Annotated in this window: 17 protein-coding genes and 2 pseudogenes; 13 read left to right on the top strand and 6 right to left on the bottom strand. The window is 67.3% G+C overall.

Annotation, left to right across the window (positions count from 1 at the left end; translation table 11 throughout):
- Positions 1 to 28: 28 nt before the first annotated feature.
- Positions 29 to 736 (bottom strand): GntR family transcriptional regulator, encoded by a 708-nt coding sequence (locus M2163_RS01655; protein ID WP_280892931.1) that lies wholly within the window; start codon positions 734 to 736, stop codon positions 29 to 31.
- 149 nt (positions 737 to 885) lie between these two features.
- Here M2163_RS01655 and M2163_RS01650 point away from each other — a divergent pair, with 149 nt between their 5' ends.
- The 11 genes from M2163_RS01650 (at position 886) to M2163_RS01600 (ending at position 11,923) form a co-directional block, all read left to right on the top strand.
- Positions 886 to 1,734 carry a fumarylacetoacetate hydrolase family protein gene (locus M2163_RS01650; RefSeq protein WP_280892930.1) on the top strand — a complete coding sequence of 283 codons (849 nt, stop codon included), beginning with the start codon at positions 886 to 888 and terminating at the stop codon, positions 1,732 to 1,734.
- 45 nt (positions 1,735 to 1,779) lie between these two features.
- Positions 1,780 to 2,700 carry a VOC family protein gene (locus tag M2163_RS01645; protein ID WP_280892929.1) on the top strand — a complete coding sequence of 307 codons (921 nt, stop codon included), beginning with the start codon at positions 1,780 to 1,782 and terminating at the stop codon, positions 2,698 to 2,700.
- A 179-nt stretch (positions 2,701 to 2,879) separates the two neighbouring features.
- A complete protein-coding gene (locus M2163_RS01640; RefSeq protein WP_280892928.1) occupies positions 2,880 to 4,082 on the top strand; it encodes a substrate-binding domain-containing protein in 1,203 nt (400 codons plus the stop codon).
- Positions 4,079 to 5,608: a sugar ABC transporter ATP-binding protein gene (locus M2163_RS01635; protein ID WP_280892927.1), complete on the top strand. Its 1,530-nt coding sequence runs from the start codon at positions 4,079 to 4,081 to the stop codon at positions 5,606 to 5,608. The genes M2163_RS01640 and M2163_RS01635 overlap by 4 nt, the downstream gene beginning before the upstream one ends.
- Positions 5,605 to 6,642, top strand: coding sequence for an ABC transporter permease (locus M2163_RS01630; RefSeq protein ID WP_280854874.1), 1,038 nt, complete (start codon positions 5,605 to 5,607; stop codon positions 6,640 to 6,642). The genes M2163_RS01635 and M2163_RS01630 overlap by 4 nt, the downstream gene beginning before the upstream one ends.
- A gap of 44 nt (positions 6,643 to 6,686) precedes the next feature.
- Entirely contained in the window at positions 6,687 to 8,126 is a 1,440-nt protein-coding gene (locus tag M2163_RS01625) for an amidohydrolase family protein (RefSeq protein ID WP_280854875.1), read from the top strand.
- A complete protein-coding gene (locus M2163_RS01620; protein WP_280892926.1) occupies positions 8,123 to 8,581 on the top strand; it encodes a cupin domain-containing protein in 459 nt (152 codons plus the stop codon). Before M2163_RS01625 ends, M2163_RS01620 begins: the two co-directional genes overlap by 4 nt.
- A gap of 16 nt (positions 8,582 to 8,597) precedes the next feature.
- The gene (locus tag M2163_RS01615) at positions 8,598 to 8,996 is read left to right on the top strand and encodes a cupin domain-containing protein (RefSeq protein WP_280892925.1); all 399 of its coding nucleotides are present in this window, start codon (positions 8,598 to 8,600) and stop codon (positions 8,994 to 8,996) included.
- A 136-nt stretch (positions 8,997 to 9,132) separates the two neighbouring features.
- Complete coding sequence (locus M2163_RS01610) at positions 9,133 to 10,026, top strand: alpha/beta hydrolase (RefSeq protein WP_280892924.1); 894 nt, start codon at positions 9,133 to 9,135, stop codon at positions 10,024 to 10,026.
- A 169-nt stretch (positions 10,027 to 10,195) separates the two neighbouring features.
- A complete protein-coding gene (locus M2163_RS01605; RefSeq protein ID WP_280892923.1) occupies positions 10,196 to 10,852 on the top strand; it encodes a transcriptional regulator in 657 nt (218 codons plus the stop codon).
- A 297-nt stretch (positions 10,853 to 11,149) separates the two neighbouring features.
- Complete coding sequence (locus tag M2163_RS01600) at positions 11,150 to 11,923, top strand: GNAT family N-acetyltransferase (protein ID WP_280892922.1); 774 nt, start codon at positions 11,150 to 11,152, stop codon at positions 11,921 to 11,923.
- A 181-nt stretch (positions 11,924 to 12,104) separates the two neighbouring features.
- Here M2163_RS01600 and M2163_RS01595 read toward each other — a convergent pair.
- The 3 genes and pseudogenes from M2163_RS01595 to M2163_RS01585 all read right to left on the bottom strand — a co-directional run bounded on the left by M2163_RS01595 (position 12,105) and on the right by M2163_RS01585 (position 14,136).
- Positions 12,105 to 13,325 (bottom strand): annotated as a pseudogene (locus M2163_RS01595) (IS1380 family transposase).
- Between the two features lie 123 nt (positions 13,326 to 13,448).
- Positions 13,449 to 13,606, bottom strand: a pseudogene (locus tag M2163_RS01590) (IS5/IS1182 family transposase); the annotation flags it as partial.
- Positions 13,607 to 13,809: 203 nt separating this feature from the next.
- Positions 13,810 to 14,136 (bottom strand): putative quinol monooxygenase, encoded by a 327-nt coding sequence (locus M2163_RS01585; RefSeq protein ID WP_280854880.1) that lies wholly within the window; start codon positions 14,134 to 14,136, stop codon positions 13,810 to 13,812.
- A 415-nt stretch (positions 14,137 to 14,551) separates the two neighbouring features.
- Here M2163_RS01585 and M2163_RS01580 point away from each other — a divergent pair, with 415 nt between their 5' ends.
- Positions 14,552 to 14,689: a hypothetical protein gene (locus M2163_RS01580; RefSeq protein ID WP_280892921.1), complete on the top strand. Its 138-nt coding sequence runs from the start codon at positions 14,552 to 14,554 to the stop codon at positions 14,687 to 14,689.
- A 131-nt stretch (positions 14,690 to 14,820) separates the two neighbouring features.
- On the top strand, positions 14,821 to 14,985 hold the full coding sequence (locus M2163_RS01575) for a hypothetical protein (protein WP_280892920.1): 165 nt from the start codon (positions 14,821 to 14,823) through the stop codon (positions 14,983 to 14,985).
- Between the two features lie 200 nt (positions 14,986 to 15,185).
- Here the strand turns inward: M2163_RS01575 and M2163_RS01570 are convergent, their stop codons facing one another.
- Together M2163_RS01570 and M2163_RS01565 are read right to left on the bottom strand one after the other, a co-directional pair.
- Positions 15,186 to 15,467, bottom strand: a complete 282-nt coding sequence (locus M2163_RS01570; protein ID WP_280892919.1) for a hypothetical protein — start codon at positions 15,465 to 15,467, stop codon at positions 15,186 to 15,188.
- A 28-nt stretch (positions 15,468 to 15,495) separates the two neighbouring features.
- Complete coding sequence (locus tag M2163_RS01565) at positions 15,496 to 16,263, bottom strand: SDR family oxidoreductase (RefSeq protein ID WP_280892918.1); 768 nt, start codon at positions 16,261 to 16,263, stop codon at positions 15,496 to 15,498.
- Positions 16,264 to 16,363 lie beyond the last annotated feature (100 nt).

The following is a 16,363-nucleotide window of genomic DNA, read 5'->3' as shown; positions in this document are numbered from 1 at the left end:
GGTGACAGGGGGCTTTGCGGGGGTTCGGTCAGTTCGCGTGTTCCCCGGCGGCCGCAACGGGCTCGTCGGTGGCCACGCTGATCAGCAGTCGGGCGGTGTGGGCGAGGTGCTCGCGAAGCAACTGGGCGGCCAGGTCGGGCTGCCGTCCTACGGCGGCCTCCAGCAAGGCGCGATGCTCGCCCGCCAGGTCGCGGTCCGGTTCCTGGCCGAAGGAGACCGACCACTGCCGGTACAGCTCGGCCTCCTCGCGCAGTGTCTGTGCCACGTCGAGCAGGCGACGGTTGGTACAGCCGCCGAGCAGGGCCAGGTGGAACGCGGCGTGCGCGGCGGCCCAGTCGTCGGTGGGGTGGTCGGGGTCGGCGTCGCTGACGAAGGGCGTACGTTCGAGTACGTGATGAGTCGCTACAGCGCGTGATTCCCACTGCATGTCGCCCTCTGTCACCGACATGCGCAGCACCAGCGACTCGATCTCGACTCGGGCCTGGGTGAGATCCGCGAGGTCTTCGTGGGACAGCGGAGTCACCATGTAGCCCTGATGTGCCTGGGTCTTGACCAAGCCATCGGCCGCCAGGCGGGTCAACGCCTCGCGAGCCGCCCCTACGCTCACGCCGTACCTCTCGCACAGCTCAGGGAACTTCAGCCGTGCACCCGGCACGAGACGGCCGCCGAGGATGTCGCTGCGTAGCTTGCGGTGCACTTCGTCGGTCCGTGTTTTGGACCCTTCTTGTCTGGCCACGGTTCGCACCTTACACGGGAATACGAATCACGCGGCAACTTTCGAAAGTGTATTGACCTTTCGACTTGCCTCGGCGTAGACATGTCGCACCGACAGCGAAGTCAGTGCGGGCCTCCCGCACGGCGTCGCCCTCACGAGGAGGATCTCGCGTGCGATTCGCAGTCATCTCCGGCCGGCTCCACCAGGTGGTTTCCCCTGGGAGGGTCATCGATCTCCATACCGCGAGCGGCGGTACCGTGCCTGCCGACCCCCAGCAGGCCTACGCCTGCTGGGACGAGGTTCTGGCCTTCGCGGGGAGCACTCGCCCCGAGGACGCGTACGAGGTGGCCGAGGAGACCTACGGCAACCCTGTGCCGCAGCCGCGGCAGGTGTTCGCCATCGGCCTCAATTACGCGGACCATGCCGCGGAGTCGGACTTCGCCGTCCCGGAGAGCCCACCGGTGTTCACCAAGTTCGTCACCTCACTGACCGGGCCTTTCGGAGACATCGCCGTACCGCCGGGCGATGTGGACTGGGAGGTCGAGCTGGTCGTCGTGATCGGCCGGCGCGGCCATCGCGTGGCTGCCGAGGACGCCTGGTCCCATGTGGCCGGTGTGTCGGTCGGACAGGACATCTCCGAGCGCGTCCTGCAGAAGTCGGGGCCGGCCCCTCAGTTCAGCCTCGGAAAGTCGCACCCCGGGTTCGGTCCGATCGGTCCGGTCCTGGTGACCCCCGACGAGCTGCCCGACCGGGACGACTTGGAGCTGGGCTGCCTGATCAACGGCGAGCAACTGCAGAAGGGGCACACCCGGGACATGGTTTTCCCGGTCCCGGAACTGATTGCACGGCTGTCCGCGGTCACGCCACTATTGCCCGGCGACGTCATCTTCACAGGTACACCCTCCGGGGTGGGTCTCGGCCGCACCCCTCCCCGCTGGCTGCAGGCCGGCGACGAGCTCGTGAGCTATGTCCGCGGCGTCGGCGAGATGCGCCATCGCATGGTCGCCCCCACGCCCTGACCCGCACGAAACCACCCGCAGCCGTACCACGGAAGGACGGTAGCGATGCCCCTTCATCGACTGACCTCGATCACCGTAGGAGTGCCGAACGTCGACGAGACGATCGCCTACTACACGGCCTTCGGGCTCCGGTCCCACCCGGACGGCTGGCTCTCCACCACGGACGGCGGACGGCAGCTGCGCGTGATACACGCCCCGGTCAGGCGGCTGGTCGAGATCGGGATCGGCGCCGAGCACCCTGACGACATCGCGGCGGCCACCCACCGCCTTCGCGCGGCCGGGGCGCCCGTCGAACAGAGCGCGACGGGCGTGACCACCGTCGAGCCCGTGACCGGTACCCGCGTCGTGGTCCAAATCGCAGAATCGATCCTGCAAGCACCGTCCCCGGTGAGCCCCCACAACGGGCCCGGCCGGATCGAACGACGTTCCCGCCGCGCTCCCGGGGTGCTGCGGGAGAGCGTCGTGCGGCCGCGCAAGCTCGGCCATGTGGTGCTCGGGTCGACCGACTACGAGACCACCATCCGGTTCTTCACCGACCGGATCGGCTTCAAGGTCAGCGACCGCATCAAGGGCCACGGGGCGTTCCTGCGCTGCTCGACCGATCACCACAACATCCTGGTCCTGAACGCACCTGTCACCTTCCTGCATCACAGCTCGTGGCAGGTCGACGACATCGACGAGGTGGGCCGTGGCGCTGCGGCCATGCTGGAGGGCCACCCCGAGCGGCACGTCTGGGGTCTGGGCCGCCACCACGCCGGATCCAACTTCTTCTGGTACCTGAAGGACCCGGCCGGCAACTTCTCCGAGTACTACTCCGACATGGACTGCATCCTCGACGACCAGATCTGGTCGCCGGAGACGCTTGAGGGCGCGCGAGGACTGTTCAACTGGGGACCACCCCCACCGCCGTCCTTCCTCGCTCCCGATGACCTCGCCGCGATCATGGCAGGAACGCATCAGTCCTGATGACCGCGTCCGTCAGTTCTCCCGTCATCCCGTTACGCACCCCGCTGCTCCCGGCACCACGACGGGACCTTTCCCTTGAGCACGTGCCCCTCTCACCTGCCACCTCGGTGCGCACACCGCGCTCCACACCTGCGGCTTGGACAGCCCGCGGACTCAACGACGATCCGTAGGAGACCCGCATGACCTCGATCCCCTCGCGTACGCGACCACGGCGGATGCCACCGTGGCTCGCCGGCCCGCTCGCCCTTGCCTGCGCCGTCCTGCTCGCCGCATGCAGCACCACGACCGGGCCAACCGAAGCGGCCGGCGAGGCCGCCCTGACCCCGGAGCAGAAAAAGGTCCTCGACGGCGGCTTCGCCGGTGTCTTCCAGAAGCCGCCCACCGACGGCCCTGCCGCGGTACGCGGCAAGACCGTCTGGTTCATCTCCTGCGGAGAGAACTTCGAAGCCTGCCACACCATGTCGGCCTCCTTCACCGAGGCGGCCAGGAAACTCGGCTGGCGCGTGAAGGTCGTGGACAGCAAGTACCAGGCGGCGGCTGCCAACACCGCCATCGGGCAGGCCATCGCCGCCCGCGCGGACGGCATCGTCACGGCCGCGTTCGACTGTCCGCAGATCAAGAGCGGCCTGCTCGCCGCGAGGTCGGCAAAAGTCCCGGTGGTCAACTACGCCGCGCTCGACTGTGACGACCCGAGTTTCGGCAGCGGCGAACCGCTGTTCACCGCCACGCTGAACACGATGGGCTCCACCGAGACCCGGGACTACTACACCGAACGGGGCCGCTACAACGCCCGCTTCCTCGCCGCCAAACTCGCCGAACGCGGCATCCAGAACCCAAAGGTGCTCGTGGTCAAGAACGTCGACCAGGTCATCCACGCGGTCGGCTGGAAGGCCTTCGAAAAGGAGATGGCCGGCGCCTGCCCCGACTGCCGTCTCGTCCCGGTCACCTGGAACATCACAGGATTCCCCAACCCGGCCACCCAGATCGTCAAGTCGGCACTGACCGCACACCCTGATGCCGCCGCGGTCGCCTACGACTCCGACTCGTTCATGACCGGCGGTTTCGCCTCGGCGATCCGGCAGTCCGGCCGCAGCAACCTCGTCGTGTGCTGCGGCGACGGCCAGGTCTCCGGCACGGAACTCATCCGCGAGGGCGTCGTCACCGCCACCAGCCTGATCCCCTACGAGTACGACATCTGGGCCACCGCGGACACCCTCAACCGGATCCTCTCCGGAGCAGACCCGGCCGGACTCCCCAACCAGGGCGGCGGGTTCATCTACGTCGACGCCGGGCACGGCCTGCCCGCCAAGGGCGCCGCCATAGACGCGCCGGTCGACTTCAAGACCACGCGTGAGCGCGTCTGGAGCGGGGGCACGACGTGAACGACACAGCGCTCGCCATCCGCCACCTGACCAAGAGCTTCGGAGCCACCCTGGCCCTCGACGACGTGAGCTTCGAGGTCCGTGCCGGTCACATCCACGGCCTCCTCGGCGGCAACGGCTCCGGCAAATCCACCTTGATCAAAATCCTCGCAGGAGTCCACACAGCAGACCCCGGCGGCGAGGTACACATCGGCGCGCGGACCATGCCCGCCCACACCACGACACCCGAGCTCGCCCGGCGCTGCGGATTGCGCTTCGTCCATCAGAGCACCAGCACCTTCCCCGGTCTGACCCTGGCGGAGAACATCGCCATCGGTGACCGCTTCCCGGTGAGCGCGGGAAGGATCCGCTGGTCGCGCCTGCGCCGACGCACTCAAGCGCTACTCGACCGCTTCGAGATCGACGCCCGTCCCGACGACCGGCTCGGCGACCTGCGTCCCGCGGATCAGACCATGGTCGCGATCGCCCGCGCCCTCCAGGACGACGGGCACGGCGACGGACCGTCGGTCCTGGTACTCGATGAACCGACCGCGTCCCTGCCCGAGCACGAGGTCGGCGTCCTGCTCGACGCCCTGCGACGTTACGCCCGCGCGGGCCAGACCATCCTCTACGTCAGCCACCGCATCGACGAGGTCCTGGACCTCACCGACGCCATGACCGTCCTGCGCGACGGCGGCCACGTGCTCACACGCACGACCGACGGGATGACCGAGAAACAGATGATCGAGCACATCGTCGGACGCCCGGTCGAACGCGTCTTCGCTGAAGACGCCACCGACGCCGCCGTGGTGGGCGACGTCGTCCTGGAAGTCGAGGACCTCACAGGCGGGCCGCTCCGCGGGATCGACCTGACCGTCCGGGCCGGGGAGATCGTCGGCATCGCCGGCCTGCTGGGCACCGGCCGGACCGAACTGCTGCGCATGATCTTCGGTGACCACCCCGTGGAGTCCGGAACCATCCGGCTCGGCGGGGACACGGTCCGCCCCCGCAACCCCGGTGAGGCGATGAAGCTGGGCATCGCCCATGTGCCCGAGGAACGCGAACACGAAGCCGCCTTTCTCGACCTGTCCGTACGGGAGAACCTCTCGGCAGCCGAGATCACCAAGTACTGGGTCCGGGGCCGGCTCGACCGCCGCCACGAGCGCCGCGACGCCGACCGCGCGATCACCGACTTCGCGATCCGCACCTCCGGTCAGGATGCCCCGATGGCGTCGCTGTCCGGCGGCAACCAGCAGAAGGTGGTGCTCGCCCGGTGGCTTCGACGCAACCCGCGCCTGCTGCTGCTCGACGAACCCACCCAGGGCGTCGATGTCGGGGCCCGCGCCGACGTCTACGCCGCCATCCGTGCCTCGGTCGGCGACGGCATGGCCGCCCTGGTCGTCAGCTCCGACTTCGACGAGCTCGCCCACGCCTGCGACCGGGTGCTCGTCCTGCGTGACGGCCGGATCACCGCCGAGGTGCGCGGCAGCGACTTGCAGCGCCACCGTCTCACCGAGCTGGTCTTCACCAAGGAGATGACCCCGTGACCACCTCGTCGACCACACCACAGACCGAAACACCTGCTATCCCCGCAACCGGCCGCCGTACAACCCCTGCACCGGGGGTGCTGCTGGAACGGTTCGGCCTGCTGATCCTCTTCGTCGCGCTGATCTTCGTCTTCGCCGCGGTTCGGCCGGAGACCTTCATGACCGCGGCGAACTTCCGCAGCATCGCGATCTCCCAGTCCGTGCTCGCCGTGGCTGCGTTGGCGCTGATGCTGCCGCTGGTCGGCGGACGGTTCGACGTCTCGGTCGGCGCGAACCTCGGACTGTGCTCGATCGTCTGCGCCACGCTGATGAGCCGGGCCGAGCTGTCCCTGCCCCTCGCGGTCCTCGGCACACTCCTGGTCGGGGGAGTGATCGGCGCCCTCAACGGGGCGATCGTCGCCTACCTCGGCGTCAACTCGATCATCGCCACACTGGGGGTCGGTACCGTCATCGGGGGCGCCGTCACCGCCTACACCCAGGGTGTCCCGATCAGCACCGGGCTCTCCCCGGCCCTCGCCACCATCAGTACGCGGCTGATCGCCGGCCTGCCCGTGCTGCTCGTCATCATGCTGGCGCTGGCAGTGGTCACCTGGTTCGTGCTCACCCAGACACCCTTCGGCCGGCACCTCACCGCGGTCGGGTCGAACGCCGCGGCCGCACGGCTCACCGGACTCCGGGTCAACAGGCTCGTACTCCTCAGCTTCGTCGGATCCGGGCTCCTTGCCGCAGTCGCCGGCGTGCTGCAGGTCGGAGCGCAGGGCAACGGCGATCCCACCATCGGCGGCCTGCCGTTCATCTTGCCGGCGCTCGCCGCGGTCTTCCTGGGCGCCACGAATTGGCACCCGGGCACCTACAACGTACCGGGCACCATCCTCGGACTGTTCTTCCTCGGTACCGCCATCAGCGGGCTGTCACTGCTCGGGGTCGATCCCTGGGTCACCGACGTGTTCAACGGCGGAGCGGTCGTTCTCGCGATCGTCTTCTCCGCTCAACTCAAGCGTCGCCGCACCGGTTTCCTGGACATCGGCAACTGACGCCTCAACCGCCACACCGCTCGGAGAGACAAAGGAGTCCTCGGATGAAAACGCTGATCCAGGGTGCTGACGTGATCACGATGGATCCCACTGCCGGGGAGCTGCGCGACAGCGACATCCTCGTACAGGACGGAAAGATCGTGGCTGTCGGTCCCGGCCTCGCGGACACGGGCATCGACGCCGAGGTCATCGACGCCCGCGGCATGATCGCCATGCCCGGCATGGTCGACACCCACCGCCACCTCTGGCAGACCCCGCTGCGCGGAGTCGGCGTCGACTGGGTCGTACCCGACTACATTCGCGGTGTCCGACTGCAGTTCGCCGAGCTCTACCGCCCGCAGGACATGTACGCCGGCAACTACCTCGGCGCTCTCGACGCGCTCAACAGCGGCGTCACCACGGTCGTCGACTACTGCCACAACATCGTCACCTCCGACCACGCCCACGCCGCCGTCACCGGTCTGCGCGACTCCGGGATCCGCGCTCTCTACGGCCACGCGCTCACACCGGTCACCTCCAACAGCTGGGACCAGTCGCCGCCCGACGGGATGCCCGCCGGAGAACTGTGCGACTACAAGGAACGCCTCGCCCTCGCCGGGCAGATCCGTGACCAGTACTTCAGCAGTGCCGACCAGCTCCTCACCTTCGGCATCTGTCCTCAGGAGCTGCCGATCGCGCCCATGGACGAGATCGCACGAGAGGTCGTCGACTCCCGTGGGCTCGGCGCACGGATCGTCGTCCACGCCAACCAGCACTGCGTCCGTCAGATGTACGCAGACGTCGCCCACTACGGGCAGGCCGGAATCCTCGGCCCGGACATGCTTTTCGTGCACTGCAGCTTCATGAGCCAGTACGAGTGGCAGCTGCTGCGCGACGCCGGGGCCTCGGTGTCGGTCTGCCCCGAGACCGAGATGCAGATGGGTATGGGATTCCCGTCGATCGCCGAGGCCACCCGGTTCACCCACGGGCCCAGCATCGGCAACGACTGCGTCATCGGCACCGGCGGCGACCTGATCGGCATGGCCCGGCTCACCCTGCAGGTCACCCGTTGGAAGACCGACGAGCCCAACTACCAGCAGTGGATCGCTCCGCAGACCATGACCTGGACGGCCCGGGACGCCATGACCTGGCTGACCGTGAACGGGGCCCGGGCCGCCGGCCTCGACGATCGCGTGGGCTCTCTCACCCCCGGCAAGCAGGCCGACATCGTCCTCGTCGACATGCGCGGAATCAGCCAGGCGGGCTGGTACCGCAAGGACCCGATCGGCGCGGTGATCGGACACACCAACTCCGGGAACGTCGACACCGTTCTCGTCGCCGGAAAGGTCGTCAAGCGCGGCGGGAAGCTCGTACACATCGACGTCGACGCCGCACTGCAGACCATGCAACACACTCACGACTACCTCTATGAACAGGCTGACGCCAACGGCGGCGTCATCCCTGAGCCCTTGGTCGACATCCCTATGTACAAGGACCGCTCATGAACACCCCGCACAAGGATCAACAGGTCTCCCTCGGCGGCATCCCTACGACCTTCCGTGTACTCGGCGCCGACACGGGCGGCCGGCTCAGCATCGTCGAGCAGACCATCGCCCCCGGCATCTTGTTCTGGCCGCACGTCCATTCCGACCACGACCAGGTCAACATCGTTCTCGACGGCGAGCTGGGCGTTCGCATCGGTGACCGGGAATGGACCGCGGTGGCGGGGGAGACGATCACCAAGCCGCGACACGTGCCGCACACCGTGTGGAACGCCGGCACGACACCGGCCCGGATCCTGGAGATCAGCGCTCCAGCGACCTTCGAGGACTACTTCCTCGCCCTGTCCGCTCTCGGCCCCGACGACGCCGCTCGTGCGGAGATCCAGCAGCGGTACGGCGTGAGCGGCGTACCGGACTGGACCGAGGAACTGCAGGAACGCTACGGCGTTCGACTCTGACTGGGAAGGAACACACGTGAACATCTGGTCCGTCGACATGGAAGCCGTGCCCGAACACCTCGGGACCGCCAGCAGTAAATACCTCATCCCCAAGGAGTCGATGCAGGAGGCCACCTCCGGTACGTATCTCGCTCTCGTCTCCGTCTTCGAGGTCGCCGGTGGGACCACGATGGCCGCCCATCATCACCCCACGCACGAGTTCTGGTTCGTCGTCCAGGGCGAGGCCGTCATGCAGGTCGCGGACGAGGCGCGCACCATCAAGGTCGGGGATCTGATCTACACCAAGCCCGGTACGCCCCACCAGATCCGCGTCGAGTCTCCCGAGACCTTCCGTGCCCTCGCTTTCGCCCTCGGATACCCCGGGCAGGGGTCTCAGCACCTCGACGTCGAACTGGACACCGTGGAACCGGCCTGACGCATCCCCGCCGGCCCCGAGCAAAGGGCCGGCGGGGATGCTCCGCGGAGCCGCTCGAAGGTGACACGCGGCCAGTACTGAGCCGGTTCCTGACTGTGCACGGAAAGAGGAGAGTGACTTGTCCAAGGAGAGTGACATGCCCATTGAGCTGTTCCCGGGATTCTCCAGCGTTTCCCTGCCGACCAGCGGTGGCGACCTGTACGCCCGTGTGGGCGGACCGGTAGAAGCCCCCGCCCTGGTCCTCCTGCACGGGTTTCCGCAATCGCATCTTTGCTGGCATCCCCTCGCGGAGGATCTGGCGAAGGAGCACCGCGTCATCGCCCTTGATCTGAAGGGCTATGGCAGATCAGCCGCCCCGGCCGGCGACGGTGGGCGCCACACCTACGCCAAGCGGACGATGGCCGCCGAGGTGGTCGAGTTCATGGCCCAGCTGGGGCATGAACGATTCAGTGTCGCCGGACACGACCGCGGCGCCCAGGTGGCGTACCAAATGGCCCTCAGCATGCCCGAGCACGTCGAACGGCTCGCGATACTCGACAACCTGCCCGTGCACGCGGTGTGGGACCTGATCGAGGCAACGCCCGGTGCCCTGCCGCACTGGACCGAGATGGCGCTGCCGACACCCCAGGCCGAGAACGCACTCACCGTGGACGCCATCGAAACGCTCGTCCGGGCACACACCGGCGACGGAACGCTCGGCTGCTTCTCTCCCGTGGCCTTCGAACAGTACCGGCAGACCTGGCGCCGGCCCCGGAACATCCACGCGTTCTGTGAGGACTACCGGGCCGGCGCCACCACCGACCGGGAGGCCGACGACCAGGACCTGAAGGCCGGCCGGACCATCACCTGTCCCACCGTGATCATCTGGGGAGCGGAGTTTCTCGGCAAGGGACCAGAGACACCGCTGGATTGCTGGCGTCGCACCTTCGCGCCTGATGCCTTCGGGGTCGAAGTTCCAAATGGACACTTCGTCACCGAGGAAAGCCCTCGCGAGACGCTGATCGCGCTACGTGACCTCATGGCTCGCTGACCGACACGTGTTGAAGCCGCCGCAACGAAGGCCGGCGACGTCATCCGACCCTCGTCACTCGTGTTGCGCGGCGGTTGGGCGGCAGACGGACGGACGACGCCGGAGCGAACTTCAGTGCGAACCAGGTGGTCTTTCCACGGCCGGCCGTTACCCGCTTGAGCTGCGCCGGGTGCGGCGTGCATGGTGGCCGAGGTGCGACGACTACCCGAACGAGACGACTGCCAAGCGCGACCAGCTCTTCCGCGCTGCGGGCCTGCTCGCGCCCCGCGACCAGACCGTCGGCACCCACGTGCCACCGAGCATCCGCCGCCTCGTCGACCACATCGGCGAACTCCCGATCGGCGTGTTCGCCGCTAATTGGAGCCTGCTGTGGTGCAACGACATGTGGATGGCTTTGCACGGCGATCCACCCAGCCTGCCGCCCGCCGAACGCAACCTCGCCCGCGCCCTCTTCGGCACGGGCGAGGACCGCTGGCAACTGTATTCGGTCACCTCGACAGCCGGAACGTACGCTTTCGAGACCGCGATCGTCGCAGACCTGCGTGAAGCGGTCTCCCGCTACCCGGCCGACCCGGAACTGGTGGCGCTCGTGGACGGCTTGCGGGCGGCCTCACCCTTCTTCGGTGAGCTGTGGTCGGTGGCGGGCATGGGACAACTCACCGGCGATCTCAAGACGATCAGCCATCCCGAGCTGGGTGACGTCACTCTGGACTTGACTGTGCCAGGCGTCGATCTGCGCATCGTCACCTACACGGCAGCCCCGGGAACCAGCGGCGCCGACCAGCTCGACCTCCTGCGTGCGCCCCGGCTCAGCGAGGCTCGCTGACGACCGAGCCGCTCAGGCACTGGGCCGGCAACACCAGTTCGTTTCGACCAGCAGGACCGACGCGACCTGGGAGACGACCTGACGGCCGTCGTCCTGGACGCGGACACGGAGACGGCCAGATAAGGTGCTTCACCTGGAAAATGCCCTTCTCCTTGCAGTCAACAGGGCCCTCAGTAGCCCTGTCGTCGCAGGTCAAGGGCACTTTCGTGTTTCTGGTCAAACTGTTTGTGGTCAACCTCTGGGCAGGGCGCACCTATGAAACCGAGAGGCTACGGGGTGTCCCCTTAGGATTGCTCGATGAACTCGAAAGATGACCGGTTGACGGCGATGGTGTCCGCCTACGCCGACGCATTCGCGGACCTGGCCGCAGCCACTACGGGCCGCACCCGAAGAGGTACGCAGGGCTCCGTGCTCGCGATCTCCGGGGCGCCGACCGCCGCGCTCAATCTGATCGTCAGTCCCAGTCCGGAGCCGAGCGCCGAGGAGATCGCGGCGTTGGCGGCCGCGGAAAGCCCATGGGAGGTTCCTTGGAGTATCCAGGTCCGGGGTGTCCCCGGGCCGCAAATCGCTGAGGCGGCAGCGCGGCACGGCCTGACTCATTTCGAGCGGGAGCCACTGATGGTCCGGCGCCCCGACGAAGGGCTGCCGGAGGAGCAGACCGTCGATGGCCTTCGTGTTCGGGTTGTGCCGGTCAATGAGCTGGATCGGTATGCCAGAACTGTGGCAGCAGGCTTCGAAGCGCCGTACGAGATGTTCGAGGTGCTTGCCGAACCGTCTCTGGGGGAGACGGACGGGTTGGCGTTCTACCTGGCGGAGTTGGATGGGGTTCCCGTGGGAACGGGGATGACCGCCATATCTGGTGATCTGACAGGCATTTTCAACATCACTACGCTCCCAAGCTACAGGCGGCGTGGTTACGGACGGGTCATCACGCTGGAGATGGTGCGTGCAGGCTTCGCCGCAGGCGCCGGCACGGCGTACCTCTATGCGTCCGAAATGGGCGAGCCCGTGTACCAGTCGGTTGGTTTCCGTACCCAGGAGTACCTCACGGTAATTTCCGCCCCTTCATAATATGAATTGCCGGTCTAACCTCGATCTTGCATGACGGTCCGCCGACGGAGTCGGTGGACCGTTTCGCTTTCTGTGGCTGATGGCGGAGATGTCGGAGGCCCGAGTGTCGCGTCGGGTGGGCGCCGGGTTCCACTGCTCCGGACTGGGCTGGTGCTGCTCGAAGGGACGGAAATGGTGTTGGTCAGCCGGGGTTCGGCAGGAGAATGAGCCGTTCGAGGGCGCCTGTGATCTCACCGGTCCAGGGCCAGTGGCGGGCAAGGCGGAGGATGCGGCGCCGGCCGGTGGTGACGAGCTGGGCGGCCGCGGAGAACAGGCGGAACCGCAGACGGCGGGGCTCCCAGAGACGGGCCTGGCCGGTCAGGGCGAGCATGGGCAGCCAGGCCAGCAGGTCAAGCGCGAGTTGGACGATCTCCAGCCAGACCCTGTTCTGCGCGGTGTCGTGCAGGGGCAGGTTGCGCAGGCCGGTGGACCGGGCGGCCCGGATCCGGTCCTCCGCGCGGGCCCGCAGCCGGTGACGGAGCTCGAGCTCGGCGCTCGGACGGTCCGGGGTGTTCGTCGCGGAGCACGTGATCCGCATGCCGTCCGCATCGGTGATCCTCAACTGGGCCCCGGGATGCGGTCGTTCCCTGCGGACGATCAGCCGCATCCCCTCCGGCCAGCCGTCCAGCAGGCTGCCGGTGAGCTCGGCGACCCAGGCCCGTCACGGACCTTGCCGTCGGCCTCGACGGCCGGGGTCCAGGCCGGGGCCGGGATCTTCAGCACATGCTGGTGAATGGTCTCGGTGACCGTTATGCCGACCGGGTAGGACAGCCATCGGCCTCGCTTCGCGAGCCAGGACACGAAGTCGTGGGTGCCGCCGGCGGAGTCCCGTGCGGATCAGCGTCTGGCGCCCTCGCCGGTACTTCTTCGGCAGTTGGGCCAAGGCGAGTTGGGCGGTGGTGATGTGATCGGCGGCCGTGTTCGAGCCCGAGTTCCCCGGCCTGAGAAGAGCGGCGACCGGCTCTCCGGTTCCGCCCGGGCCGTGGTCGACGAAGGCCGTCAGAGGATGATGCCCATAGGTCTTCTTCCAGGTCGCGGCCGCGTCCTCCTTGTCGGAGTGCGCGATCACGAGGACGCCGTCGAGGCCGATCGTGACCTGCCCATCAGCGTTTGGGGCGTGCTCGCCCGCCAGCGACCAGACCCGGCCAGGGACTTCGGAACGTGCGGCCCGGATCGCCTGCAGGGCCTTCTCGCCGGAGGCGGCGAGGGTGTCGATCAGCCGGGAGACTGTGGGGTCGGAGGCGACCGGCCCGAACACGGCCGGCTCGGCCCGCAGTGTCGCGATGTCCGCGAGGCAGTCACCGCCGAGCGCGACGTCCCCCTGGACGCGGGCATGAGGACAGGAACCGGTAGGCTTCTTCACTTGGAAAGTGCCTCTGGATTCAGCGGGAACAAGGACCTAGACAATCCTCATTCTTGCTGATCAGAGGCCCTTTCTGTTTGTGTGACCGCCTGCCGGACAGCCCGCCGCATGAAAGCGCGAGGTTAGCGGGACGGAGTCGGGGTCGGCCTCGCGCAGGGCCTTCAGCAGTCCCGGCGTGCGCTGGGCGAGCAGGTGGACGACGGCGCTGGTGCAGGCGTGGGCGGTGGATTCGCTGATCCGAACCCGGCAGGGGTCTTCGCCAGGGTGGTGTGCTCGCCCACCAAGCGCAACAAGCGAGGCCCCCGTGCATTTGATTGAGATGTCTGATGTCTCAACCACGCTGCTCGGGGGCCTCGATGGTTATCGATGCTCGTCACCTGATTGCGGCCCAGCTCGAAGAAGCTCACTGGTCCGCTCAGTCATAAAAGGGCTCGACTTACCACAGACCGCGGAGCTCGGTGCGGTGAGTTGCCCGGTCGATCGGCTACTGAGCTGGACGGATGGGCTTCAGGATGCGGAACTCGGCTTCCTCCATTGTTCCCTCCATGATCTCAAGGAGCTGCGGCCCCAGTTCCTTCATCCGAGGGGCGTTCAGATGATCGTCAAGAGCTTGGCGGCTCACCCATCGTTCGTAGATGATGATTCTGCCTGGGTCGCCCTCTACCTCGTGGGCCTCGTAGTCGATATTGCCGAAGTCGTTGCGGGACGGGCTGACGGCAGCTGCCACGAATTTCCTCATCGCGGCTTCCTTGCCGACCTTCGCTCGGGCTTCCCAGAGCACCGTGATGTAGCCATTGGGTGCGTCGTCCATGCTGAATTCCCTTCTCTTCGAAGTGCTTCCAGCCTGCACCATCGACTGATGCGGTAACCAGGGACAGATTTTCCTACCTAACCTGAGCTTGCGTGACGGTCCGCCGACGGAGTCGGTGGGCCGTTTCGCTTTCGGTGGCTGATGGTGGGCATTCCGAGGGCCCGAGCGTCGTCTCGGGTGGGCGCCGGGTTCCGCTGCTCCGGGGTGGTGGCGGGCGAGGCGGAAGATGCGGTGCCGTCCGGTGGTGACGAGCTGGCCGGCCGCGGAGAACAGGCGTAACCGCGCTTTTCTGGTCCGACGTCAACCCGTCTGGCACCTTCTGCCTCGACATGGACAAGCGCCTCGACCTCGGGCTCGCAGTGCCACGCCCCCGTACTTGGGCGGACACCGCCGACCGGTCGACCACGGAGACACGATGACGGAAATCACCGACCCCCTCAGCGACCCGCGGAAGAACGAGGCCGCGTGGCGGGCGCTCGACCTGGTCCGCGCCTACGCCGCCGCGACCGTGCCGCGAGCGTGCCGCGAGCGTCGATCACCTCGCCCACCTTGACGATGACCAGCTGACGTTCGCCGGCGGGGTGCTCATCACCATGTACAACGACACCCACGAGGTCCTGCGCGACACCGGCCGCCCGTGCAACCCCGTCCGTCGTACGGGAGGTCGACGCGGTACAGGAGGTCATGGACTCCATGGAGATCCTCGACCACATCCACACCATGGCCGTCTACAGCCTCGCCCTTCAACTCGCCGTGTACGGCCGCAAGGCCGTCCAGCGCTCCCTCGACCACGCCGCCCCCGATCCGGCCTCCGATGTATCCCGACCATGGCCTGCACAGCATGGATGAGGACCTGACGACCGCAGGTGAGGCGCATCTACGCCTTCAGCCAGCGCCCTCACCGCCCCGCTGAACCGTCGTCTAGAAGGCGGCTTGATACGGATTCCAGGTGCCTTGGGCTGTCTGGTCGACTATGGAGTTGATGAAGGCGGCGGCCTGTGCTGCTTCGGCGTAGGTGCCGCAGCCTGGCAATCGGGCGACCAGGCGGCCTACTTGGGGTAGTTGTCGTGCCAGTCGGATCCCGGTGTCTCGAAGGTGGTGGGGAGCATGGCGATGCCGTTGTGGCGCCGACGTTCGGCCTCTCGGTGCAGGGCCTGGGTGACGGCCTGTCCGCGGACGGAGTCCTGCTGGCCCATCACCAGCACATTGGCCAGGTCTCGGTGGCGGACGGAGCCGAACTGAGCGTTCTCACCGTGGCGTTCGTACATGGCGCAGATCTTGTCGGCGACGTGGCCGAAGCCGCGCCACTGTCGGCGTATGCCGGATCGCACGGAGGGCCGTGCGATCCGGGCTGGTGGCTCAGAGGGCGGTGCCCCCCGAGGCGTCGATGACCTGGCCGGTGACCCATCCCCCGTCGTCGGAGGCGAGGAAGGCGGCAATACCGGCGACGTCTTCCGGCTGTCCGAGCCGGCCGAGCGCCACGCGCGCCACCACCTGTGCCGCTGCCTGCTCATTGTCGCTCAAACTGACGTTGTTCCTGGTGAGGATGACGCCGGGAGCCACGGAGTTGACGGTGATCCCGCGGGGTCCGAGGTCCTTGGCCAGGGCGAGGGTGAATGCGTCCAGAGCTGCCTTGGCCGCGCCGTAGGCGATCATCTCCGGGGACGCGAGAGTGGCTGCGAGGCTGGAAATGTTGATGATTCGGCCCCCGTCGCGCAGCCGAGGCAGCGCGAGCTTCGTGATGAAGAAGGGCGCCTTCACGCTCACCGCGTACACCTTGTCGAAGTCCTCCTCGGCGAGCTCGGCGAGCCTGACGAAGCTGCCTTTGGCCGCGTTGTTGACGAGGATGTCCAGCTTTCCGTCCTCCGCGTGCTCGTGGCCCGCCTCGTCAAAGGCTTCCCACAGACGGGCCGCGTCACCGTCGGTGCCCAGTTCCGTGTGCACGGCGAAGGCGCGCCCGCCGTTCGCACGGATACGTTCGACAGCGTCGTGGGCCGCCGTCTCGTCGTGGGCGAAGCCGATTCCGACAGCCGCACCGTCACGCGCGAATCGTTCAGCGATCGCACGTCCGATGCCGTGGCTGCCGCCGGTGACCAGTGCCACCTTGTTCTCCAGTGCTGATGACATCACAAATTCCTTTGCAGATTTCTCTTGATCTTGACTACGGTCAGAAACTCCCTGTGCAGACTGCGTTCGCGCCTGAACAGGAACAAAGAGGAGGTATCTC

The organism is Streptomyces sp. SAI-135 (genome assembly GCF_029893805.1).
GTDB lineage: Bacteria > Actinomycetota > Actinomycetes > Streptomycetales > Streptomycetaceae > Streptomyces.
Note: the sequence above shows the minus strand (reverse complement) of the source record. Positions and strands in the feature narration are given on the sequence as shown.